Here is a 22,654-nt window from a genome sequence, read left to right on the forward strand (position 1 = left end):
GATATAAACCACATTAAGCCTAGTTAGCTTGTAACGGCAAACTATTTTTTCTGTCAATCCATCTTCCAGTGGCATCTTCAATTGATTCATTAAGAATAATCTCATCGCTGGTGATGGCGATAATACGACCATAATCTTGCCCGAGATAATTACCGATTTTAACGGTATAGACATGACCATTTGCTTCAATAAAGGCTGATGGTGATCTATCTTTACTATTGATCATGCCTACGTAACGAAGTTTTTCTAGTGGTAATTCTTCCAAAACTTCTTTGGGTCTGTTTGTATCAGGCGCATCGGTGCTCTGTATTCCTGCTTTCAGTCTAGCTGGATCAAACATATTGTACCGAGGTTGAGGTGGAGGAGTATATGATGGTTGCAGATTCAGCTTTGTGTATTGAGGTTTAGCCAAATTTGTTTTCGCTTGTTGGCTCGTCTCATTCATCCAGTTTTGCAAGTCTTCATTTGTTTCAGAACAGGCGCCTACTGTAAAAAGACAAGCCCATAATAGGTATTTGTTCATAATTAATCCATGGTTTTAAGTAGTAAATTTAGATGTCGGTTAATTCGATGTTTACTACTTTTATTTTTTTGCAGATTGCCCTTGAATTTCATTGTCGTTTAAGGCTTTATAAGTATTCGCTACTGCGACAAGGGTAAATTTGTCATCTTTTCCATTTCGATTCAAAACAATGGAGTTAATGGTAACAATGCGTGATAATTTTCCAATATCTCGGACAAACTGTGTAATCTGATTATAATCGCCAGTTATGGTGATATTGTAGGGTAAAGTTTCTATGACTTGTTGCCCTTGACCATCAGCAGAATTGGTATGAATAGCGGGTGCAGGTGTAATGCTTTCCATTGCCAGCCCATTTTTACTGGCACATTCATGCAATTCTTGTAAAAGATTCGGAATTTCGGCTGTGGTTGGCAGTTGTTTTAATAGTACTTGAAATAATCCATTGATCTGATCCAGTTCAGCTTTTAATTTATCCAAATTAGCAGCTTTTGCACTTTTATCAACATAACTTTCTTTCAGAGTTTCCTCTTCTTGTTTCAATTGATTAATTCTTTCGCTAGAATCACTATAGATAAAAAGATAGGCTAAAATCACGATGACTACAATAATGACTGCACCCATTCCTAACTGGACGAGACGACTTTGATAAGGCAGATTTTTAAAATCTATCGCTTTAATATTAATGTTTTTGGCCATGTTGCGCTGCTCCATTAATTAGACGCTGCTGTTGTTGGTGCACTAGCTGGTATTTCACCGCTAGCTGATAAAGTCTCACTTGAAGCTACCTGAACATCTTGATTGTTATTAGCTGAGTTTGAGTTGATATCAGCAGCTTGTTCTTGCTGTAAAGCTTCAAGTTGACCAGGGTTATTATTCAATTCAACTTTTAAAGTGAACTCTTGCAGATTATTAACCCGTTTCATGTTAAGTAATTGTGGTGTACCAAATAGTCTACCTGGAAGGGCTGACATGAAATTTGCGATACGAGTTTCGCTATAAGCTCTGCCCGTAATGATATAGGTAGACGGATTTTGTGCTGCAATGCTGGTTATATACAAACCTAATGGGGTGAGTGTGTTTAGTGTGTCCAGGATATAAGCAGCTTCAAAACGTCTGTTAGATAATTCTTCAACCTTCTTTTGTCGAGCAATAAAATTATCACGTTGTTGATTAAGCATAGCGATCTGATCAATTTCATCATTCAGTTTTTTGATACCATCTTGAAGATCTTGTACTCGTTGTTGTTGGCTACTAATCATGGTATCAATCACAAAATAGCCGAAGCTGGCTAAACCGATGCCTATCAATGCAGCTGCTAGCATAATGGTTTGAAACTGTTTCTTCTTTTTAGCCAGCAAAGCTTCACGATATGGAAGTAAATTTATTTTAATCAATGGCAGCATTTTATAATCCTTGTACGGCTAATCCAAAAGCAACGGTTAATAATCCGCATTGTTGGTGTAATTTTCCATCATCAATTCTGTTGTCATTCTGTGCTATGAGCACTGGATTGAGAAATTGGGTAGAAATATTGGTTTGCTGTTTTACTTCTCTTGCAAAATCATTGGCATGATTATCTTCAAAACCAAATACCATGATTTCTTCTATATCGTTTTCCTGACTGGCTGATGTGAAATAGAACTGTAAAACCCTTTGTATTTCTTGCGTAAACTGTTGTTTAAATGGCTCAATGACTGTTTTGTCATAGTCTTCAGGTTTTGAATTTCTAAACAATACATCCCATGCTTCATCGTCTGTAAGCTGATAATTGCGTCTTATTGACTGGATTAAGTGCTCATAACCAATACTCATTTCCTGTTTATACAACATAACACTATTACGCATTATAATGGCCTGAGTTCCATTTAAATCAATGTTAAACACCGCGACACATTGATCAGCTAATTGAGGTTGTTCCGCGTTAATGAAGCCAATTGCTGCATTCATGATGGCAATTAAATCAACGTCCATTTGCGTAGGTGTGATATCTGCATCTGCAAACACATCCATGATCAGGTTAACATCTTCGCGTTTGGCGCTGACCAGCATGACCTGTTCAATACCTTCAGCATTGGTCATGATGTTTTGGTAATCATAGCTGGCTTCATCCAGAGATTCATATTGACTTAATTCCATCATGACTTGTTCTTCTTCGGTATACTCCAGATCTGGGTCATGTGAAATAACTTGGATGTTGGTTAACTTTTGTGGAATGGAGACGATAATATTTTTACAATTACTTTGCAGTCGATCTTTTGCTTGTTGTAAATGAGCAACAAATTCATTATGATCTTCGATACTACCGTTATCGATAATATTTTTAGGTAAAGGCACAATAACGTATTTTTCGAGATAAAATTGATTTAAACTGCGAGCACTCAATAACACCATATTGATACTTTTGTCAGTGAAATTGATACCAAGAGATTGCCTCGAAGAAGCTGTTACCACCTTCTTATTCTTTGAATTTTGTTTAAATTTTTTCACTTTCATGAAAGGACTTTCTGTCTTGTAATTAATTAAGTGATACTAACTGTTCAAGGATTAAAGGTTGCATTTCTAACACAATTAGATACAAAGTTTACTTTATTTTTAATATATTTCGCAGCCATTAAATGAAATTTAATTAACTATGATTAAAAAAATACTACTTTCTGCTATCGGTTTGTTTGTTGGTCTAGGACTTTTTGCTATAGGTCTGGTGGCCATTGCTGTATTTGTAACTTATCCGAAGCTACCTTCGTTGGAAGCAGTTACGCATTATCAGCCTAAAATGCCCATGGAAATTTATTCTTCAGACGGCAAACTTTTGGGTCAATTTGGTGAAGAACGGCGGGCGTTCACCAAGATTGAGGATTTTCCTCAGGTTCTTAAAGATGCAGTTGTTGCAGCTGAAGATAAGCGGTTTTATGAACACGGTGGTGTTGATGTGATTGGTATTGCCCGTGCATTAATCATGAATATGACCGGAGGTGTGCAGTCTGGTGCCAGTACAATTACGCAACAGGTAGCCAGAAATTTCTATCTGACTAATGAACGTACTTACACACGTAAATTTAACGAAGCACTACTTGCCTATAAAATTGAGCAGCATTTAACTAAAGATCAAATTCTAGAACTGTATTTTAATCAGATTTATCTTGGTCAACGATCTTATGGTTTCACTGCTGCAGCACAAGTATATTTCAATAAACCGGTGCAAAATTTGGATTTGGCTGAAGCCACAATCTTAGCCGGATTGCCAAAAGCGCCTTCTACTTTTAATCCTATTGTTAATCCGAAAAGAGCCAAACTACGTCAGCGCTATATTCTTAATAATATGGTGGAACTGGGTAAGATTACTCAGGCACAGGCTGATGCGGCTTTCAATGAACCTTTGCATTATCAACATTATCAACAACCCATAAATCAAAATGCGTTGTATGTTGCAGAAATGGTTCGTCAGCAAATGATTGAGAAGTATGGGGATGCGGCCTACACCCAAGGTTTCCGCGTATATACAACTGTTGATTCTCAGGAACAAGCTGTCGCGACTCAGGCTTTGAGAAAAGTTTTGGCCAATTATGATAGAGGCTCTGCTTATCGTGGCGCAGAGGGTTTTTTTGATTTAAGTAAAATTCCTGAAGATAGTCGGGTTGAAGAGATTGAGCAATTTTTGGTTTACAGATCGCCTGTAGATGGGATGGTACCGGCAGTGGTAACGGCGATTAATTCCAATTCGATTGCGGTATATATCGGTGGAATTGGCGAGGTGAAGATAACTGGAAATAGCTTTAATTGGATAAAACGCGCAATCAATAATCAGTCTATGGGCGAAAATGCGCTTAAGGTGGGATCTGTGGTACATGTTCGCGGAGATGGTAAAAACTACCGCGTTGTACAGCAGCCTGAATTACAAGGTGCCTTAGTGGCTATAGATGCGCAAAGCGGAGCGGTAAAAGCTTTAGTTGGTGGATATGATTTTAATCGCCGTAAGTTCAATCGAGCTACTCAAGCAAAACGTCAGCCTGGATCATCATTCAAACCCTTTATTTATTCAGCCGGGATCTCTAAAGGGTTTACTATGTCAACGATGGTCAATGATGCCCCAATTTCAATACCGGGGATGGGGCCTGGAGGTCGGGCTTGGACGCCTAAAAACTCTGACGGTCGCTATGCAGGTTTTATCACTTTAAGACAAGCATTGACGGCATCTAAAAATATGGTCTCTATCAGGGTATTGATGGCTGTAGGTGTTGATTACGCTAAGCAATATGTTCAAAGATTTGGATTTAAGGCTGATCAAATTCCAGCAAGTTTATCTATGGCTTTAGGAAGTGGAGAAGTCACTCCCATGCAAATGGCAGAGGGATATGCAGTTTTTGCTAATGGTGGTTATAAAGTATCTAATTATGTGATTGATAAGATTTACGATAGTAATAATAATTTGCGTGCACAAATGCAACCTTTGGTTGCCAAGAAAAATGCACCTTTGGCGATTGATCCGCGCAATGCTTTTGTTTTGTATCACATGATGATGGATGTGGTGAATTTCGGTACTGCACGCCAAGCCAGTTCTCTAGGTAGAAGTGACATCGCGGGTAAAACCGGAACCACTAATAACAATAAAGATGCCTGGTTTGTTGGTTTTAATCCTAATTTAGTTACCGCTGTTTATATTGGCTTTGATCGTCCGCGCAGTATGGGACGTTCTGCTTTCGGTGGTACGATAGCGCTGCCAGTATGGCTTGAATATATGCGTTATGCTCTTAAAGGTCAGCCAAATGTTAAGATGCCAGTTCCGGCAGGAATGGTTCAACGAGGTCGAGATTATTACCTTAATGAGTTCCAATCTACTAATCCTGATTTACCTCTGGATAATCGTGCAGATGGTCCCGTGAATGGTGGTGGAAGTGAGGATGATGGAGGTAGTGATAACCCTGACGATGGTTCAACCGATCTAGTATCACCGACACCATCTCCTGCACAGCCAGGGCAAAATGCTCCGCTGGACTCTTTGTTCTAGTTTTTTGAGGCTTTTTGATTATGTAACAGGTAATCTGAAAGAGATTACCTGTTTTTTTTATCTATGAGGTCATTATTCCAGTTTTATTTGATAGCCGTTGCTAGGTGTTGATTGTCAGGATTCTGATGCAGGTATATTTTAAGGATAAGATTTTATCGGCTTCAATGGAGTCAATTGAGAATAACTTTTCGGGAAGAGTTGCGATCTACTGATTGAATTTTAAGTAAGTTTAAATTGAGATTTTGTGGTTTTAAATTGATCAATTTTGTTATTCATAATCTGTTTATTTATAGCAGATATTATTTAATTTTTTGGTTAAATTGATCAATATTATGCTTTAATATTAAAGTATATTGTGATTAAATATTAATAATTTAAAAATAATTTAAATGTATTTTGAGGTGGGAGGATTGAAAATGAGTGAGCATGCTATTCCATTATCTCAGCAAGTTGAGATAGATTCAGGATCAACAAATTCATCGTTGCCAGTGTTTGAAAATAGTGTGCTTAAATACTCTGGAAAACGAATTAGTGATGAAGATTCCTGCTACGCACCTTTACCAGAAAGTTATCCTTATCGAACACGAATGCGGCGCACGACTTATGAAAAAGAAAAGGCGAAATTGCAAATAGAGCTTTTAAAGGTGCAGAGTTGGGTTAAGGAATGCGGGCAAAAGATTGTTGCTTTGTTTGAGGGCAGGGATGCTGCAGGAAAGGGAGGAACGATTAAACGTTTTATGGAACATTTGAATCCTCGTGGTGCCAGAGTGGTTGCTTTGGAAAAACCTTCTGAAATTGAGCGAGGACAATGGTATTTTCAACGTTATATTGAGCGTTTACCTACAAATGGGGAAATCGTTTTTTTTGATCGTTCCTGGTATAACCGTGCAGGTGTTGAAAGGGTTATGGGATTTTGTCAGCCACATGAGTATCTGCAATTCATGCGTCAAACACCTGAGTTGGAAAGAATGCTGGTAAATAGTGGCATACATTTGTTCAAATTTTGGTTTTCGGTATCGCGGGATGAGCAGCTACGGCGATTTATTTCCCGTCGAGATGATCCGTTAAAGCATTGGAAGTTGTCACCAGTAGATATACAATCTTTGGATCGTTGGGACGATTATACTGCCGCTAAAAATGATATGTTTTTTCATACTCATACCGGCGACGCGCCATGGACTGTGATTAAATCTGATGATAAAAAGAGAGCAAGAATTAATTGTATACGTCATTTTCTATCCCAATTGGATTATCCAAATAAGGATATTAAAGCGATTGGAACGGTGGATAATTTGATTGTGTTACAACCCCAAACTCAATTCAAGATTTCTACTGATACTCATATTGGTTAAGCGGAAACTTATTTATCCCTACTCTAATAGGATTAGTGATGATTAGTGTATCTGTAATTGAAATTATATTTTGCTAAATCTTATCTATGTGTATGATGTGGTCTGCACCCTATTTTAAGATAAATTGTCATTTTAGAAGTTTGTTGTATGGATATTAATCATTATATTACCCAAATTGCTAAAGCAGCTAAGGATGCTTATTTTGAACTGTCAACGGTGTCGACGGCACAAAAAAACAAAGCTTTGGCGTTGATGGCTGAGGGATTGGTTGCTAATACCGGTGCGATACTTGACGCCAATCGACTGGATATGGAAGCAGCACAAGAGAAAGGTCTGGCAGACTCTTTACTAGATCGTCTTTTGCTAACTGAAAAGAATATTCAGGCAATGGCACAAGGTGTATTGCAAGTTATGGCGCTTCCAGATCCGGTGGGTGAAATGGATGATTTTCGCACCTTGCCCAGCGGGTTTACCTTGGGCAAAATGCGTGTGCCGTTAGGTGTGATTGGGATAATTTATGAATCTCGTCCGAATGTGACGCTAGATGCCGCCATTTTGTGCTTAAAATCTGGTAATAGTTGTGTTTTAAGGGGGGGGAGTGAAGCCATCAACAGCAATAAAGCCATTGCCGCAGTTATTACAGCAGCTTTACAGCAAGCAGATTTGCCTAAAGCAACCATTAGTTTGATTACAGAAACGGATCGAGCTGGCGTGGATGTGTTATTGCAGCTACCACAATACATTGATGTCATTATTCCACGTGGTGGCAAAGGATTGGTACAACGAGTTAATGAAAAAGCTCGCGTGCCCATCATTAAACATCTGGATGGCATTTGCCATGTTTATATCGATGCTGATGCTGATGCTGATATGGCGGTAAATATTGCTGTTAATGCCAAAACTTCACGTTATGGCACTTGTAATACGATGGAAACATTACTGTTGCATCAGCACCGAGCTGCAGAGCTATTACCCATACTACAGCAACAATTTGCTGCAAAAAACGTACAACTGCGCGGTTGTGCAGAAACCCAACAAATTTTGCAGGATAAGGTCTGTGCTGCAACTGAGGAAGATTGGTCTACAGAATATTTAGCGCCGATTCTCTCTATCAAGGTTGTGAAAGACATTAATGCTGCGATTTGGCATATTAATCATTACGGTAGTCATCATACTGACAGTATCGTGACCAATAACTATGCCAATTCTCAGTTATTTTTGCGTGCGGTTGATTCCAGTAGTGTCATGGTCAATGCTTCTACGCGTTTTGCAGATGGTTTTGAATATGGGCTTGGAGCAGAAATTGGTATTTCTACTGATAAGATCCATGTTCGTGGACCAGTGGGGTTGCATGGTTTAACTAGTCAGAAATGGATTGTTTTGGGTCATGGAGAGGTGCGTTCTTAGCTACGGTTTTTAGCTAGAAATTATTCGAATTAATGATATGATATTGTTGTTGCATATGGAATAAATTAAACTTAACTAAATCTGACTTATTTTGGTTTTATAATGGTTTGATAATAATAGTTTAACTAAGGAATGCAGGTTTAATTTAATTCAAAAAGTAGAAGTTGAATGAGTGAGGTTATTTTCTAATCAATTTTGAAGTTTATGGGGCATTGAGTGAAACGTATATTATTGTTTTTAGCGACTAATTTCTCAATTATATTGGTAATAAACGTTGTTATTTCTGTTTTTGGACTGACAAAATACTTCCACGATATCAAACTTTTATTGGTGGTATCGGTGATTGTGGGGTTTTCTGGTTCATTCATTTCTTTATTGTTGTCAAAGACAATCGCCATCCACAGTGTTAATGCACAAATTATTACTACGCCACAAAATGCCACTGAAAAATGGCTTTTAAATACGGTGGCCAATCAGGCTAATCAATGGAATCTTGCCATGCCACAAGTGGCCATTTACTCTTCAAGTGTGCCGAATGCTTTTGCAACCGGGCCAACACGTAATAAATCTCTGATAGCTTTAAGTACGGGTCTATTAGAAGGTATGACTCAAGACGAAGTAGAGGCTGTGCTGGCACATGAAATGGCGCATGTGGGAAACGGTGATATGGTCACGATGACTTTAATACAAGGGGTAATTAATACTTTTGTGTTTTTTGCAGCCAATAAGATTGCTGAGATTATCGCGTCAAGTCAGAATAATAGGGCGCTTGAACGCGGTATTCATTATTTGGTGAGTATGGTTTTACAAATCCTTTTCGGTTTTCTCGCCAGTTTGATCGTTCTTTGGTTCAGTCGCCATCGTGAATATCGTGCTGATGCATGTGCTGCTCGATTAGTCGGTGCACCAAAAATGATTGCTGCATTACAGCGTTTAAAAGGAGATTCCAGCGATTTACCTGAAGGTTTAACCGCTTTTGGTATTGCAAGTGATTCTAAAGATTCTCTTTTAGCTACTCATCCCAGTCTGGATAATCGGATTGCGCGTTTACGTGGAATGTAATTGGTTGGAATTGAATTTACATTATTAATGTAAGCGTTTGCCGTCTGACTGGTTAAAAAGCTATTGCGCGTATGAAATGCCTATAGTGTTTTTTCATGGCGATAGGGTGTCAAAATCGATATGCGGCATCTAAAACGGATTTGCTATTATTGTTTACAGCAGCTAAATCAAAGTTGAGTAGGCAGGGGAGTTAAGGGACTTAAATTTATAAAAATATTTAATTTTCTTAAATAATTGTCTTATTTATTATATTTTTGCTGCTAATTGGTCTCTAATTTGAAATTCTCAGATGGTACATATTGACGGCCTATTGGTTTGTTGTGCTCTAAGGTGCATTTTTATGCGATGAGTGGAGCTACCAAGCGTCGCTGTTCTATTTTGCCTTGAAATTGTTGCCAGTAATTTTGAATGAATTTGGTTTCTCTAAATTGCGGTCATTGACAAGATAAATCGCTATGGATGTTATGTGATATTAGAGATTGCTATTATGTCAATGAAGGGGAAAAACATGCGTAATTATTTAACACCCAATTTTACTTTTGCACCAATTGTGCCTGATCGTGGATTGGGTAGTCGTATATGGGATGTTAATGGAAATGAGTATATTGATATGGCTGGTGGTATAGCAGTCAATGCATTAGGTCATTGCCATCCCTTATTAATTGCTGCTTTAACGGAACAAGCGCAGAAGTTATGGCATGTTTCAAATATTTACACTACTGAACCGGCACAGGCTCTGGCACAACGCTTGGTTGAAAATTCATTTGCAGATCAAGTGTTTTTTTGCAATTCAGGGGCTGAAGCGAATGAGGCAGCTTTTAAACTAGCACGTAAGTTCGCCCGAGATCATTTCGGCGCAGACAGTGGTAAAAATGAAATTGTTGCATGTGTTAATGGTTTTCATGGGAGAACTCTTTTTACTGTTTCTGTTGGTGGTCAACCTAAGTATAGTGAAGATTTTGCCCCTTTACCCAGTGGCATCAGTCATGTTCCGTTTAATGATGTAACTGCCATTCAAGCAGCTGTCACTAATAGGACCTGCGCTGTGGTCATTGAACCAGTACAGGGTGAAAGTGGGGTTTTGCCGGCGACTAAAGAATTTATACAAACGGCTCGTCGGGTTTGTGATCAACATCAGGCATTGTTAATATTTGATGAAGTGCAAACTGGAATGGGACGAACCGGCAGTTTGTTTGCCCATACTCAATATGAGGTTGTGCCAGATATCGTTTCAAGTGCCAAAGCCTTAGGCTGCGGAATTCCGATTGGTGCAATGTTAACTACGCATCAAGTTGGGCAAAGTTTTACACCGGGAAGCCACGGCAGTACTTTTGGTGGCAATCCGCTGGCTTGTGCCGTCGGCTGTGCAGCTTTTGATCTGATTAATTCTGCGCAGACGTTGCATCATGTTGTGAAGCAGGGTGAAAAACTGCAAACGCAATTGGCGCGTATTGGTCAAGAATTTGCTATATTTGCTGAGGTAAGGGGCATGGGCTTATTAGTTGGTTGTGTTCTTGCTGAAAAGTTTCATGGACGAGCCGGAGAGTTGATGCAATTATGTCTACAACAGGGTCTGATGGTATTAATTGCAGGTGGACATGTGTTGCGCATGGCACCCAGTCTACTGCTCAGTGATGAAGATATGGATGAGGCTTTGCAGCGATTGCAATCAGCCATTCAAGTTTTTGTTGGTGCGTAATGAAATCAAACCAGACTAATGTACGTGAAAAGGTGGTGGTGCTGACCGGATCAGGCATCAGCGCGGAAAGCGGGTTGCAGACTTTCCGAGACCATGGTGGATTATGGGCTGGACAAAAAGTGGAAGATGTGGCAACTCCTGAAGCCTTCAAACGCGATCCACAAAAGGTGTTGGATTTTTATAATCAGTTACGAAAACAGATGCTGGCAGCCCGTCCGAACGAAGCACATAAAGCTTTAGTGCGGTTAGAAGAGTTTTATCAAGTTGATGTGATTACGCAAAATGTAGACGATTTACATGAACGCGCAGGCAGTTCACATGTGGTGCATTTACATGGCGAATTATTAAAAGCCAGAAGCAGTGTTAATGAACAGGTAATCGTTGATTGTTTTTCTGACCAGACTCTTGAAGATGTCGATGCGGATGGATTTTTAATGCGTCCGTATATTGTCTGGTTTGGAGAGCCTGTACCATTGTTTGATGAAGCCATTAGACTGACGCAACAAGCAGATAAAGTTATTGTGATCGGTACGTCTTTGCAAGTCTACCCTGCAGCAAGTTTATTACACTATGCCGCAGCGGATGCAACTATTACTGTGGTGGATCCAAATCCCCCTCAAGGACTAAATAATATAGAGGTCATCTGTGCACCAGCACAGGTAGGTGTGGCTTCATTGGTCAATTCACTGATTGAGAGTAAGAATGATAAATGATCAGTTCTATGCAGTAAGACTAATTCATGAGAATTAGGCTGGCGAATGTTAGAATAGACACTTTTTAAATGTTCAGCGTAACTATGACACAGAATCGTTTAGTCATTGCCAGTCGTGAGAGTGCTTTAGCAATGTGGCAAGCGCGATTTGTACAGCAGCAATTGCAGCTGTTGTATCCTGAATTGTCAGTCCAGATTAAAGGGATGACTACGCGCGGTGATCAGTTATTAAATCAATCTTTAGCGAAGATTGGTGGCAAAGGTCTGTTTATAAAAGAGTTGGAACAATCTTTGTATCGGCAGACTGCAGATATTGCTGTCCATTCTCTTAAGGATGTGCCGATGGAAATGCCAACAGGATTTGTATTGGCTGCCATCACTGAACGAATGGTTCCTTTCGATGCTTTTGTCTCTAATCAATTCGCCAATTTAGCTGACTTACCTCCTGCTGCCATTGTTGGAACCTCAAGTTTGCGCCGTGCTGCTCAAATTAAGGCGCTTTATCCGCATGTGCAAATTAAAACATTGCGCGGCAATGTACAGACACGTCTAAAAAAATTGGATAGTGGTGATTATGATGCCATTATTCTGGCTGCGGCTGGGCTTGAACGACTCAGTTTACAGCATCGAATCCGTACTTGTCTTCCTCCAGAAGCGGTACTGCCCGCTCCAGGGCAAGGCGCATTAGCGATAGAGGTGGCAGAACATCGTGATGATTTGATTACTTTATTACAACCCTTACATCATGCTCAAACTGCAGCATGTATCACTGCTGAACGTACTATGGCACGCCTTTTAGGTGGGAGTTGCCAAATTCCATTAGCAGCCTATTGTGCGGAAAAAGATGATGGGTTGGAATTAACAGGATTGGTGGCTTCCTTAGATGGAACCACGATTTTACAGACCGTAGCTCGTGCACCTCGGGATGAAGCTGAACAATTGGGTGTGCAAGTGGCCAAACAATTGGCTCAGCAAGGAGCACATGAGCTGATTGCTGCGGTATTATCTGTCTGATGAAACATCCACCCACTCTGATTCTTATGCGCCCACGTATGTCAGCGCTAAATGATATGCAAATTTGTCAGCAAGCCGGTTGGCATCCCGTGCTGATGGAGTATCAACATTTCAAGCCGGTCCTCTCGGCGCTCTCTCAACTTCAATATCAATCGCTGCAAACAGATGTTATCTTATGGAATAGTCCAGGAGCGGTTCATCAGGCAGCCAATTACGTGCCTAAGAATTTGTCGTGTCAACATGTTGCCATTGGCGAGGGTACTGCAGTTGCCTTGGCGCAGTCTGGTTTCCGTCATATTATTTATCCAGAAGATGGACAAGATAGTGAAGCTGTTGCACGTTTGCCACTCTGGCAAGCTCGACAAGGTAAAGTTTTGCTGATCAAAGGCTGTGGTGGACGGGATTGGTTGCAAGGCAATTTGCATCTTCATGGATGGAACACTGAAGTAGCAGAGGTATATGAAAGGGTACCCCAGTTACTGGATTGGTCTTTGCTCTATCAGCAGAAAAATATACAGGCGATTTATTTGACTACTGTAGCAGCGGTGAATGCATGGTTTAATCAGTTGCCAGTGGAATTGCACGCTTTGAGCAAAAGCTTGCTATACTTGGTTCATCATCCGCGCATTGTAAATGTATTGTGTGAATACGGTGTATCAACTATGTTGGTACCGAATTTACGACTTGGCTTGGCCAATTTGCATTCATGCAGTTCTGAATAGCTTATGCTGTTTGATCTGCTTACCCCATTTTGCTAAGGGAGTTTATAGATGAGTGAACATCAAGATGACCAATCAAATCAGCTTCCTGAATCTCAGCAGCCTTTAATTGTTAATAAAGAAGGTGAAGTCAGGATTTCTGCTGATCAAGAAAAATCTAAACAATCAAAAAGTATGCAACAGGAAAATCAGCAACAAAAGCATATTTCCCATCAAGAGAATACAGGATCAAAGATGTCTGAAGCCGCGAAACATTCCCCCCAGCCAATCGTCCAACAACGCTCTTCCGGTGGAAAAGGAATGGCGGTTGGGGCGTTAATTTTGTCTTTATTGGCGTTGGGTGCCAGCGGTTTTCTGTTTGTTGAGGGGCAAAATCAGCTGAAAAATCAGCAATTGCAGTTTGATCATAAAATCGATGCGGCGGGTATTGATGCAGGCAAAAATTCAGCTGTAATTCAAACCAGTTTATCTCGTATTGATGAACTATCCCGACAGTTGCAAGAGTTGCAACACCTGCAAAAAAATCAAACAGATGGCATGGATAGGTTAAACCGTGCTTATCAGGAATTGGTGAAATCTCGTTCTGATTGGTTAGTGGATGAAATTGAAGCTACATTGAATCTGGCCTCGCAGCAGTTGTTGATTTCTGGCAATGTCCCAGTAGCTGTAGGTGTGATGGAAAATCTAGAAACTCGGCTATCTCGTTTTGATCAGCCGCAGCTATTACCTATTAAGAAAGCCATTAGCACTGATTTAGATAATTTGAAAAACCGTCCTTATTTGGACGTAGCCAGTGTGTCATTACGCTTAAACCGACTTGAATCAGCTATAGCCGGACTGCCGTTAACGATAGATAATCAGCTTCAAAGCAGTACTGCGCAGTCTGCCCCAGTGGTGAAACCGAATGCTTCTTGGTGGAGTCGTACCTGGCATAATACATTGCATTCTTTACGTGGAATGGTTGAGGTCCGTCATCTAGATCAAAATGATTCGATGTTGATGTCGCCTGAGCAGATTTACTTTGTGCGCGAAAATCTTCGATTACGTTTACTGGATGCGCGTATCGCTTTATTGCAGCGACGAAGTGAGCTATACATTACTGATTTAAATAATGCAGAAACTGCGGTCAAACAGTACTTCGATGGCAGTTCAGTGGCTACTCAGTCCTGGCTGAAAGAGTTGAGTCAATTAAAGTTATTAAATATCCAAAATAGTCAGGAAAATCACGCGTTATCTGCCAGTTTGTCTGCTGTACGCGATTATCAAAAACAAGCAGGTATGGATATGTCTACAGCTTTGCCGGATTTAAGTGGATCTGTGGAGAATAGTCATACCAATGCTGCAACAGCAAGTGCGCCGGCTCAATCAGCCAGCTCTGAACATAGTCATGCTTCTCAGGCAGCCAGTGCAGCTAGTGAAGGAGAACGCCCATTATGAGATCTCTATTATGGCTGATTGTTTTATTTATTGTAGCCGTCGTTATTGTGTTAACTGGCACTCATTATAACGGCAACGTTTTTATAGTCGTCGAGCAGACACAGATCAGAATTAATCTGCATTTATTTGTTGGTTTAGTTATTTTGCTGGTGGTATTGCTGTACGTTCTGCTGCGAATAGTGATGGGATTGGTACATTTGCCCGGACAATGGACGCGTTGGCGCGTTAACCATCAGCGTCATCAAGTTGAAACAGCCCTAAATCATGCTGGATTAGCTTTTTTTGAGGGCAGATTCCAGTTTGCTGAGCGTGAGGCTGAACGTGTTCTAGGAAATAAACAAGGACACAATAGCCGAGCATTGGCTTTAATGATTGCTGCTCACAGTGCTGATCAAATAGATGAATTAGCTAAACGCGACCGTTATTTAAATGAAATAGCGCAATTACCTGAAAAACAACAATTGTCACGCTACTTGTTACTGGCACGGTCTGCCTTGGCAAAGCATGATAATGTTGGTGCTAAAAATGCGCTAGAAGCAGCCAGTAAAATCAGTCCTAATTTAACTCAGGTAGCTAAATTACGGTTACGCTATGAATGGGAGAATGGCAATCCGCAAGGAGTGTTACAGCAAGTTGATAAATTGAGTCGTGCTGATGCGTTGAGTGAATCTGAACTGCAGTCATACCGACATTGGGCTTATCAACAATTACTGACACGAGCTCATGATCCAAGTGAGCTGAAAATGAGTTTAAAAGCCATACCGGCTGATGAACGTGAAGGTGATTTATGTGTTGATATTGTCAAAAAATATTTACAACTGGGGATGTATGCTCAGGCTTTGAAGTATGTGAAGAAGTATTATCCTGTTAGCTTTAATCCAGACTTACTTCCTTTATTTTCTGAGGCTAATCAGTATTCCAGCGTCAAAGATCAGCAAAAAAGTATCGAGATAGCAGAAAAATGGTTGCAACAACGCCCGCAGGATCCTGCTTTGCAGATGTTATTGGGTCAGTTGAGTTATGATCAACAGCTTTGGGGCAAAGCCAAGAGTTATCTTGAAGCCAGTTTGCAAATCTCAAATAATAATGTTGCAAGACTTTTACTGGCTAAAGTGTTGGAACATTCCGGTCAGACGGCTGCTGCCCAACAGCAGCGCGAGCAAGTATTGGCGACCATCAGTAATGAAGATGAATTTTAACTCTATTTAATTAATTAAACGGTTAGGTTAGCCATACCTAACCGTTTTTAGACTGCTATGACTGTATTACTCAACGATACGTTTTTACGAGCCTTGCTTCGACAACCGGTTGACTACACGCCGGTATGGCTAATGCGACAGGCTGGGCGTTATTTACCAGAATATCGCGCTACACGTAGCCGGGCAGGAAGCTTTCTTCAGCTTTGTCAGAATACTGAGCTGGCAACAGAGGTGACGCTGCAACCATTAGATCGCTTCGACTTGGATGCCGCAATCTTGTTTTCAGATATCTTAACGGTACCTGATGCAATGGGTCTGGGTTTACATTTTGTCGAAGGTGAAGGACCGAAGTTTGCCCATCCTCTACAGGATGAAGAGGCTGTGCGCCGTTTACAGGTACCGGATATGAATAAACTGCAGTACGTGTTTGAAGCAGTCAAAAGTATCAGGCTTGCTTTAGACGGGCGAGTACCGCTTATCGGTTTTTCCGGAAGCCCATTTACTTTAGCCTGTTATATGGTAGAAGGGGGAGGAAGTCGTGATTTTCGTCTCTTGAAAACCATGATGTATAAACGTCCCGAATTGTTACATCATATTCTGACAACCAATGCTGAAGCTGTAACTCTATATTTAAACGAACAAATAGAGGCAGGTGCACAAGTAGTCCAAATTTTTGATACCTGGGGTGGCATACTCAGTGATGCTTGTTTTGTTGAATATGACTTATTTTATTTACGCCAAGTGATCTCTGGTTTAAAACGCCATGTACATGGTCGACAGGTTCCTGTTGTATTATTTACCAAAGGCGGTGGTTTATGGCTGGAAAAATTAGCCCAATCAGGAGCCGATGCTTTAGGAACTGACTGGACGATTAATTTACATCAGGCTAGAGAACGTGTAGGTCATCAGGTAGCCTTACAGGGTAATTTGGATCCGTTTGCTTTATTTGGTACTAAAGAACTTATTGATAGTGAGGTTAAGCGCCTGCTAACTGATTATGGTCACGGTAGTGGACATGTGTTTAATCTCGGTCATGGTATCAATCAACATACAGATCCAGAACAGATCAAATATTTAATCGATGCAGTACATCGCTTATCACCCAAATTTCATACATCATAATTCTTGGTCAGATTTACCTCTGTCTCTTTTGTCTATGAGACTGATGCTAAGCTGGTTATATAGACTGAAAATGAGTATGATATCTTGTTAATTAGTTGCGCATACCAATTAATTAAGGCTTTTTCTGATTCTGTAAATGCAAAGTAGGTTTTTTTTTATGTTACGTAACATCCCATGGGGTGAAATCATTGTTTTACTACATGTGTTGATTGTGGTGGTATTGGTTATTCGAGTTTTGTACCATCAACGCAATACAGGTGTAACTGTTGCCTGGATATTAATGTTAATGGCTTTCCCTTTGGTGGGGGCAATAGGTTATTTACTGATTGGTGAACCACGGCTGGGTTATAAAAGGTTACGTCGGCAAAAAGAGTTGGTACATTTTTATCAGAATTTTAGTCAGACCTATTTACATGATTTTAATTATCATGTTTGTAGTGGTTTGGACACTCGCTATCATGGGATCAGTCAGATCGCGGCCAAAAAAACAGGTTTTGAAGCGACAGAATTCAACAGGCTGACCTTGCTGACGCATGATGAAGAAATCATCTCAGCTATGCGTCATGATATACAGCAATCTAAAATCAGTTGTTTGCTGGCGTTTTATATTGTCGATGCGCAAGGGGCAATTATAGATTTGCTTGAAGACGTTATGCAGGTTGCACGTCGTGGAGTGGTGACGAGTATGCTGGTAGACAGTGTAGGCAGTGCACGATTTTGGCGGAGCGAATGGCCAAAAAAATTACGTCAGGCGGGTATCACTCTAACAGAAGCATTACCTATCCAGCTTTGGCGAACCTTTTTTGTCCGCGCGGATTTACGAAATCATCGCAAAATTGCGGTCATTGATCAGAAAATAGCTTATACGGGCAGTTTCAATTTGGTTGACCCAAATTACTTTAAGAAGAATGTGGGTGTCGGACAATGGGTTGATGTGATGATCCGAGGAGAGGGTAGTTTGGTGCAACCATTAGCAGCTATTTTTGCGGGTGATATGGCTGTCGAAACAGAATTCAATCTTTTGCGAGTGCAACGTTGGCTAGATAGCTATGGTAAAAAGGAATTGGTGCACAATCTTGAGGTTTCTCAACAGGATCAAGATGGTATCGTGGTACAGGTCATTCCATCTGCACCCGAACAAGGTAGTCCAGTTATCTATGACACCATTGTCAATGTGATTCATGCGGCCATCGAACGGATTATCATCACTACTCCATATTTTGTACCGGATGAAGCATTGTTATTGGCATTAACCACTGCGGCCAATCGTGGTGTTGATGTGACTTTAATAGTGCCAGAAGCGGTTGATTCAAAGCTGGTGAAATATGCTTCCAGAGCATATTATCCACGGTTACTGAAAGCTGGGGTGAAAATTGCATTGTTTAAGGGTGGTCTATTACATGCCAAAACCCTGACTGTGGATAATAACTATGCCTTGTTTGGTACCGTAAATATGGATATGCGTAGCTTTTATTTGAATATGGAAATTAGTCTTGCCATTTATGATCAAGAGATGACCGAGACCATCGTGAACATGCAAAATACCTATTTGCAAGATTGTGAATATATTGAGTTAAAATTGTGGCAAGCCAGAGCAAAATGGTGGGGTTTAGTAGAAAATACGGTAAGACTGGTTGGACCTCTACTATAAAGTTTTTCCAGATCATAAGGGAAAATGATGTTTGTCGATATCTAAACCAATGTTTTCCTCAACATGTTTAAAATTTTCCCTGAGTTGGTCGCATAACAGACAAAATAAACGCCAAATGTCCTTGGCGTTTATTTTGTCTTCTAAAACCATCATGAAACTAGGTTCACACAACTGATTAGTTTTTTGAGCATAGTTTAATTGTAAAAAAGAATTAAACTATGCTCCATGCCTGTAACTAATCATTCTCGATCACATTCAAAAGGTTAATAAACCGCCATACTTGGCCAAATGCTTAGCTCCTCGGTAATATTCTTCACTTGCCAAGTCACCTAATTTCCTACTGGCTTTATACATACCGTTCTTAAACTTTCAATGAATTATTAGGCTGATCATCACTTCTGCTACATCCTTAGATTAGATGTTAACCGATCGAGCGATTCATTGTTTTTCTTTAGCTGGCATTCAAGAATTATATTAACAAACACACTGTAATAAAAATTAAGCATCTGAAACAAGCCAAAATTTAAAATATCAGTAACCAGACTATTGATGAAAATTATTTGGCATTAACATAAAAAGCAAACAGACAAAAAGAACCCTCTGAGCCAAGGGGAGAAGCAGCAGAGGGCTAAAATGATGTTTCGACACAAGAATACTAGGTCAGTCTAAATCGCGAATCCTTAAGCAAAATCTTCATCACAGAATATGTGTATCATCTTAATTAATAAGACTGTTTTTTGCAGAGAAAGTTCTTGAAATTATGTTATATTTTGTAATGTCTTCTTTTCTGAAAACCGGGTAATGCAATATTGAAATGATAAACCACTAGACGGCAGATAACCCCACTGATAAACAGTAAATTGATGCTCCATGGAGTCACTAATTTAAAGTGATGTAATAGACACAATAACAGTGCAATGATGATGGCAATGGTTCCATAAATATCACGCCGTAAAATAATGGGCATTTCATTGACCAAAATATCACGTAAAATCCCTCCGCCTACTGCGGTGACAAAAGCCAAAGTGATCACGCCAAACCAATTAAGATGCAGTGAAAGACCAACTTCAGCACCTGTAAGACTGAACGCTGCCAGTCCCAAGGCATCAGCGGCTACAAACCAGCCTAGTAGAATACGATGGCGCTGGTATTGCATATGGCATGCCCAAGAGACGATTAAGGTGATGGATATGGTCCATAATGCAGAATTATTTTTGAATATGACTGGAATGCGACCGATCAAAGCATCCCGCATCATTCCGCCTCCAACGGCGGTGAGTAGAGCTACTATGATCACGCCAAGAACGTCTAAACGTTTTCGATAACCGACCAGATAGCCGGACACGGCGAAAGCTGCTGTGCCAATGATATTGATCAGTTGAAAAATTAAATCATTATTAATCATGTAAGATAAAAGTTATTTCGGTTCAAAAAATTGCCATTGACCCAATTCAAGATCATCAACTGTCCACGTGCCGAAAGCACTGCGGTGTAAAGCCGTGACTCGGTTTCCTGCTGCAGCAATCATACGTTTAACTTGATGATATTTGCCCGAGCTAATAGTAAGAAGCAGAGTATGCGGATCAGCTAATTGAGCATCATCAGCTTGAACTAATTCATTTTCGTCGTGTAAAAGCACACCTTGTTTTAAGGTAGCACATAGATTTTCTTCAGCTGCATGTTTTAAGCTCACGTGGTACAGCTTGGGTAGTTTGTGTTTGGGAGAAGTGCAGCGATGATTGAATTGTCCATCGTTGGTAAGAATCAACACGCCTGTAGTATCTGCATCCAGACGACCCACAGCCTGCATATCTAAATGGCGCAAAGGTTCTGGAAGTAAGCTGAATACACTTGGATAGTACTGCGGTTTATGTGAGGTTTCATAGTCCGCTGGTTTATGCAGACGAATATAAAAATAGGGCACAGGGATAGGGATGAAATCAACATCATCAATTTGTAGTCTGGTAATGTGCTTCGGGTCAATGTCGGTGTTTGGCTGAGTGTATAAAACATCATTAATGACGACGCATTCGTCTTTCAATAAGTTCAAACACTGTTTTCGACTTCCTAGTCCTTGCGCTTGCAGGTATTTAATTAATTGCATAGATTGTTAAGGTATTGGGTGTGGGTACTAAAAATTCAGATAAATAAAATAGCATTCAAGCATAATATGGGAATAAGTAAAGTAAATGACCAAACCATATAAGCAAAAAAGCCAGGCATCGTTACGCGCTGTTGTTCCGCAATGGCCTTCACCATAAGATTAGGGGCGTTGCCAATGTAGCTGAGCGCACCCATAAAAACTGAGCCCATGGAAATGGCCAGTAGAGTAGCGGGAAATTGCTGCATTAGCAATGCTGCATTGCCACCAGCTAAATTAAAAAAAACTAAATAAGTTGGCGCATTATCCAAAAATCCAGATAATAAACCGCTTACCCAAAAATAGAGCGGATTGACAGGTTCGCCATGCTGTTGCAATAAATTCACCAGTTCACGGAAATGACCTAATGAGCCTGCTTGTAACATCAACATAACTGGGGAAAGAGTAATGAATATACCAGCAAATAATTTGCCGACTTCTTGCATGGGTGCCCAGTTAAAATGATTGAGCTGACGTAATTTGGAATCGGTGCCGACCAATGCCAAAATGGTGATCAGAGCCAATAAACCATCACGAACCACTGCCACCAAGCTGATTTCTATACCGTGATAAGACCAGACCGTAGAATTATTCCATAAACCTGAAAACAGGACGACAGCAACCACTGCTAGCAATAAAATTAAATTTATTTTTCCTTGGATTTGCCAGGTTTTATTGTGATTTGTGGTTTGATGGATTTGGCTAGATTCTCGGCGCCAATAATGGCGGTCAAGAAAATAAAAGATGGTCAGTAAAATGCTGCTATTTAACAATACAGGACATAACATATGCTGCACAGTCCAAATAAACCCAACTCCTTTTAGAAAACCTAAAAATAAGGGCGGATCCCCTAATGGCGTAAAACCACCGCCGATATTCCCCACCAGTAAGATAAAAAATATCACCACATGGGCACGATGTTGACGATGAGCATTGATACGCAATAGCGGTCGAATAAGCAACATGCTGGCTCCGGTTGTCCCCATTATTCCGGCTAACAGGGTACCAGCAGCCAGTAAAAGAATATTTAACCGTGTACCACCAGAGATATGAATGTGAATAACAATGCTCCCAGAAATGGTGTAGAGAGCCAGCAACAGCAACATAAATGGTAAGTATTCTTGTATAAGGGCATGCGCCACGGTATTAAGGGTGATCGACCAGCCATAACAGTAATACAGTGGAACCAATAATATTAATATCCACATTATGATGATTTTACCGGTGTGATGATGCCATAATCGAGACATAAATAAAGGCATTAGAGCGATAGAAAGCAAAATTCCGGCAAAGGGTAAACCCCACCATAAACTTAATTCACTGGCAGGTAAAGTGGATGCCATAGCTTCAAGCGGCATTGGAGTGATGATGCAAACAAGTATAATCTGCAAAATCAGGCGGGATTTGGTCAAAAAATTGCTCCAGCATTGATAAGCTGATCGAAAAAGGTGGCTCTGGTTCATTGTTAACTAACGGGGATAATCAAGTTAAGTTTCACACTGGCGCAAAGGGGTAAACATCAGTTTTATTCTTGCGTATGTGGCTTGCGATGATAGCAGACATTTTAGCTGATGCAATAACGTGTTTTAATTCTAGATATTTTGCCATCCTC

General features: G+C 40.3%; 19 protein-coding genes. 12 read left to right on the forward strand and 7 right to left on the reverse strand.

The window, feature by feature from the left end:
• Window positions 1–19: 19 nt before the first annotated feature.
• From J3U68_RS03650 to pilM, 4 genes are read right to left on the reverse strand one after another with little or no spacing between them, the layout of a single operon-like run.
• Window positions 20–523, reverse strand: coding sequence for a pilus assembly protein PilP (locus J3U68_RS03650; RefSeq protein WP_267374723.1), 504 nt, complete (start codon window positions 521–523; stop codon window positions 20–22).
• A gap of 60 nt (window positions 524–583) precedes the next feature.
• Window positions 584–1,219 carry a type 4a pilus biogenesis protein PilO gene (locus tag J3U68_RS03655; RefSeq protein WP_267374725.1) on the reverse strand — a complete coding sequence of 212 codons (636 nt, stop codon included), beginning with the start codon at window positions 1,217–1,219 and terminating at the stop codon, window positions 584–586.
• 14 nt (window positions 1,220–1,233) lie between these two features.
• Entirely contained in the window at window positions 1,234–1,926 is a 693-nt protein-coding gene (locus tag J3U68_RS03660; protein WP_267374727.1) for a PilN domain-containing protein, read from the reverse strand.
• A gap of 1 nt (window position 1,927) precedes the next feature.
• Window positions 1,928–3,016: a type IV pilus biogenesis protein PilM gene (gene pilM / locus J3U68_RS03665; RefSeq protein ID WP_267374729.1), complete on the reverse strand. Its 1,089-nt coding sequence runs from the start codon at window positions 3,014–3,016 to the stop codon at window positions 1,928–1,930.
• Window positions 3,017–3,155: 139 nt separating this feature from the next.
• On the opposite strand from pilM, the gene J3U68_RS03670 reads away from it, so the two are divergent.
• The 12 genes from J3U68_RS03670 to cls all read left to right on the forward strand — a co-directional run bounded on the left by J3U68_RS03670 (window position 3,156) and on the right by cls (window position 18,902).
• Window positions 3,156–5,528 (forward strand): penicillin-binding protein 1A, encoded by a 2,373-nt coding sequence (locus tag J3U68_RS03670; RefSeq protein ID WP_416384625.1) that lies wholly within the window; start codon window positions 3,156–3,158, stop codon window positions 5,526–5,528.
• Between the two features lie 416 nt (window positions 5,529–5,944).
• Window positions 5,945–6,880, forward strand: a complete 936-nt coding sequence (ppk2, locus tag J3U68_RS03675; protein WP_267374731.1) for a polyphosphate kinase 2 — start codon at window positions 5,945–5,947, stop codon at window positions 6,878–6,880.
• A 147-nt stretch (window positions 6,881–7,027) separates the two neighbouring features.
• Complete coding sequence (locus tag J3U68_RS03680) at window positions 7,028–8,287, forward strand: glutamate-5-semialdehyde dehydrogenase (RefSeq protein WP_267374733.1); 1,260 nt, start codon at window positions 7,028–7,030, stop codon at window positions 8,285–8,287.
• A gap of 267 nt (window positions 8,288–8,554) precedes the next feature.
• Window positions 8,555–9,349 carry a protease HtpX gene (gene htpX / locus J3U68_RS03685; RefSeq protein WP_416384654.1) on the forward strand — a complete coding sequence of 265 codons (795 nt, stop codon included), beginning with the start codon at window positions 8,555–8,557 and terminating at the stop codon, window positions 9,347–9,349.
• 493 nt (window positions 9,350–9,842) lie between these two features.
• Entirely contained in the window at window positions 9,843–11,048 is a 1,206-nt protein-coding gene (locus J3U68_RS03690) for an acetylornithine/succinyldiaminopimelate transaminase (RefSeq protein WP_267376203.1), read from the forward strand.
• Window positions 11,048–11,761 carry an SIR2 family NAD-dependent protein deacylase gene (locus J3U68_RS03695; RefSeq protein ID WP_267374737.1) on the forward strand — a complete coding sequence of 238 codons (714 nt, stop codon included), beginning with the start codon at window positions 11,048–11,050 and terminating at the stop codon, window positions 11,759–11,761. Before J3U68_RS03690 ends, J3U68_RS03695 begins: the two co-directional genes overlap by 1 nt.
• 83 nt (window positions 11,762–11,844) lie before the next feature.
• Window positions 11,845–12,774, forward strand: coding sequence for a hydroxymethylbilane synthase (gene hemC / locus J3U68_RS03700; protein WP_267374739.1), 930 nt, complete (start codon window positions 11,845–11,847; stop codon window positions 12,772–12,774).
• Complete coding sequence (locus J3U68_RS03705) at window positions 12,774–13,496, forward strand: uroporphyrinogen-III synthase (RefSeq protein WP_267374741.1); 723 nt, start codon at window positions 12,774–12,776, stop codon at window positions 13,494–13,496. The genes hemC and J3U68_RS03705 overlap by 1 nt, the downstream gene beginning before the upstream one ends.
• A 48-nt stretch (window positions 13,497–13,544) precedes the next feature.
• Window positions 13,545–14,930: a uroporphyrinogen-III C-methyltransferase gene (locus J3U68_RS03710; protein WP_267374744.1), complete on the forward strand. Its 1,386-nt coding sequence runs from the start codon at window positions 13,545–13,547 to the stop codon at window positions 14,928–14,930.
• Window positions 14,927–16,129, forward strand: a complete 1,203-nt coding sequence (locus tag J3U68_RS03715; RefSeq protein WP_267374746.1) for a heme biosynthesis HemY N-terminal domain-containing protein — start codon at window positions 14,927–14,929, stop codon at window positions 16,127–16,129. Before J3U68_RS03710 ends, J3U68_RS03715 begins: the two co-directional genes overlap by 4 nt.
• 57 nt (window positions 16,130–16,186) lie before the next feature.
• Window positions 16,187–17,251: a uroporphyrinogen decarboxylase gene (gene hemE / locus J3U68_RS03720; protein ID WP_267374748.1), complete on the forward strand. Its 1,065-nt coding sequence runs from the start codon at window positions 16,187–16,189 to the stop codon at window positions 17,249–17,251.
• Between the two features lie 157 nt (window positions 17,252–17,408).
• Window positions 17,409–18,902 carry a cardiolipin synthase gene (cls, locus tag J3U68_RS03725; RefSeq protein ID WP_267374752.1) on the forward strand — a complete coding sequence of 498 codons (1,494 nt, stop codon included), beginning with the start codon at window positions 17,409–17,411 and terminating at the stop codon, window positions 18,900–18,902.
• Between the two features lie 763 nt (window positions 18,903–19,665).
• On the opposite strand, the gene J3U68_RS03730 is transcribed toward cls, so the two are convergent.
• From J3U68_RS03730 to J3U68_RS03740, 3 genes are read right to left on the reverse strand one after another with little or no spacing between them, the layout of a single operon-like run.
• On the reverse strand, window positions 19,666–20,307 hold the full coding sequence (locus J3U68_RS03730) for a trimeric intracellular cation channel family protein (RefSeq protein ID WP_267374755.1): 642 nt from the start codon (window positions 20,305–20,307) through the stop codon (window positions 19,666–19,668).
• Window positions 20,308–20,319: 12 nt separating this feature from the next.
• Window positions 20,320–21,006, reverse strand: a complete 687-nt coding sequence (locus tag J3U68_RS03735) for a 16S rRNA pseudouridine(516) synthase (protein ID WP_267374758.1) — start codon at window positions 21,004–21,006, stop codon at window positions 20,320–20,322.
• 35 nt (window positions 21,007–21,041) lie between these two features.
• Entirely contained in the window at window positions 21,042–22,400 is a 1,359-nt protein-coding gene (locus J3U68_RS03740; protein WP_267376204.1) for a sodium:proton antiporter, read from the reverse strand.
• Window positions 22,401–22,654 lie beyond the last annotated feature (254 nt).

Origin of the sequence: Snodgrassella sp. B3882, from assembly GCF_026535915.1 — a bacterium.
GTDB lineage: Bacteria > Pseudomonadota > Gammaproteobacteria > Burkholderiales > Neisseriaceae > Snodgrassella.

What these genes read in the sequence shown, in the direction of transcription:
- J3U68_RS03650 (WP_267374723.1), bottom strand. Translation starts at nt 523, where the DNA reads ATGAACAAATACCTATTATGGGCTTGTCTTTTTACAGTAGGCGCCTGT.
- J3U68_RS03655 (WP_267374725.1), bottom strand. Translation starts at nt 1,219, where the DNA reads ATGGCCAAAAACATTAATATTAAAGCGATAGATTTTAAAAATCTGCCT.
- J3U68_RS03660 (WP_267374727.1), bottom strand. Translation starts at nt 1,926, where the DNA reads ATGCTGCCATTGATTAAAATAAATTTACTTCCATATCGTGAAGCTTTG.
- pilM (WP_267374729.1), bottom strand. Translation starts at nt 3,016, where the DNA reads ATGAAAGTGAAAAAATTTAAACAAAATTCAAAGAATAAGAAGGTGGTA.
- J3U68_RS03670 (WP_416384625.1), top strand. Translation starts at nt 3,156, where the DNA reads ATGATTAAAAAAATACTACTTTCTGCTATCGGTTTGTTTGTTGGTCTA.
- ppk2 (WP_267374731.1), top strand. Translation starts at nt 5,945, where the DNA reads ATGAGTGAGCATGCTATTCCATTATCTCAGCAAGTTGAGATAGATTCA.
- J3U68_RS03680 (WP_267374733.1), top strand. Translation starts at nt 7,028, where the DNA reads ATGGATATTAATCATTATATTACCCAAATTGCTAAAGCAGCTAAGGAT.
- J3U68_RS03690 (WP_267376203.1), top strand. Translation starts at nt 9,843, where the DNA reads ATGAAGGGGAAAAACATGCGTAATTATTTAACACCCAATTTTACTTTT.
- J3U68_RS03695 (WP_267374737.1), top strand. Translation starts at nt 11,048, where the DNA reads ATGAAATCAAACCAGACTAATGTACGTGAAAAGGTGGTGGTGCTGACC.
- hemC (WP_267374739.1), top strand. Translation starts at nt 11,845, where the DNA reads ATGACACAGAATCGTTTAGTCATTGCCAGTCGTGAGAGTGCTTTAGCA.
- J3U68_RS03705 (WP_267374741.1), top strand. Translation starts at nt 12,774, where the DNA reads ATGAAACATCCACCCACTCTGATTCTTATGCGCCCACGTATGTCAGCG.
- J3U68_RS03710 (WP_267374744.1), top strand. Translation starts at nt 13,545, where the DNA reads ATGAGTGAACATCAAGATGACCAATCAAATCAGCTTCCTGAATCTCAG.
- J3U68_RS03715 (WP_267374746.1), top strand. Translation starts at nt 14,927, where the DNA reads ATGAGATCTCTATTATGGCTGATTGTTTTATTTATTGTAGCCGTCGTT.
- hemE (WP_267374748.1), top strand. Translation starts at nt 16,187, where the DNA reads ATGACTGTATTACTCAACGATACGTTTTTACGAGCCTTGCTTCGACAA.
- cls (WP_267374752.1), top strand. Translation starts at nt 17,409, where the DNA reads ATGTTACGTAACATCCCATGGGGTGAAATCATTGTTTTACTACATGTG.
- J3U68_RS03730 (WP_267374755.1), bottom strand. Translation starts at nt 20,307, where the DNA reads ATGATTAATAATGATTTAATTTTTCAACTGATCAATATCATTGGCACA.
- J3U68_RS03735 (WP_267374758.1), bottom strand. Translation starts at nt 21,006, where the DNA reads ATGCAATTAATTAAATACCTGCAAGCGCAAGGACTAGGAAGTCGAAAA.
- J3U68_RS03740 (WP_267376204.1), bottom strand. Translation starts at nt 22,400, where the DNA reads ATGCCGCTTGAAGCTATGGCATCCACTTTACCTGCCAGTGAATTAAGT.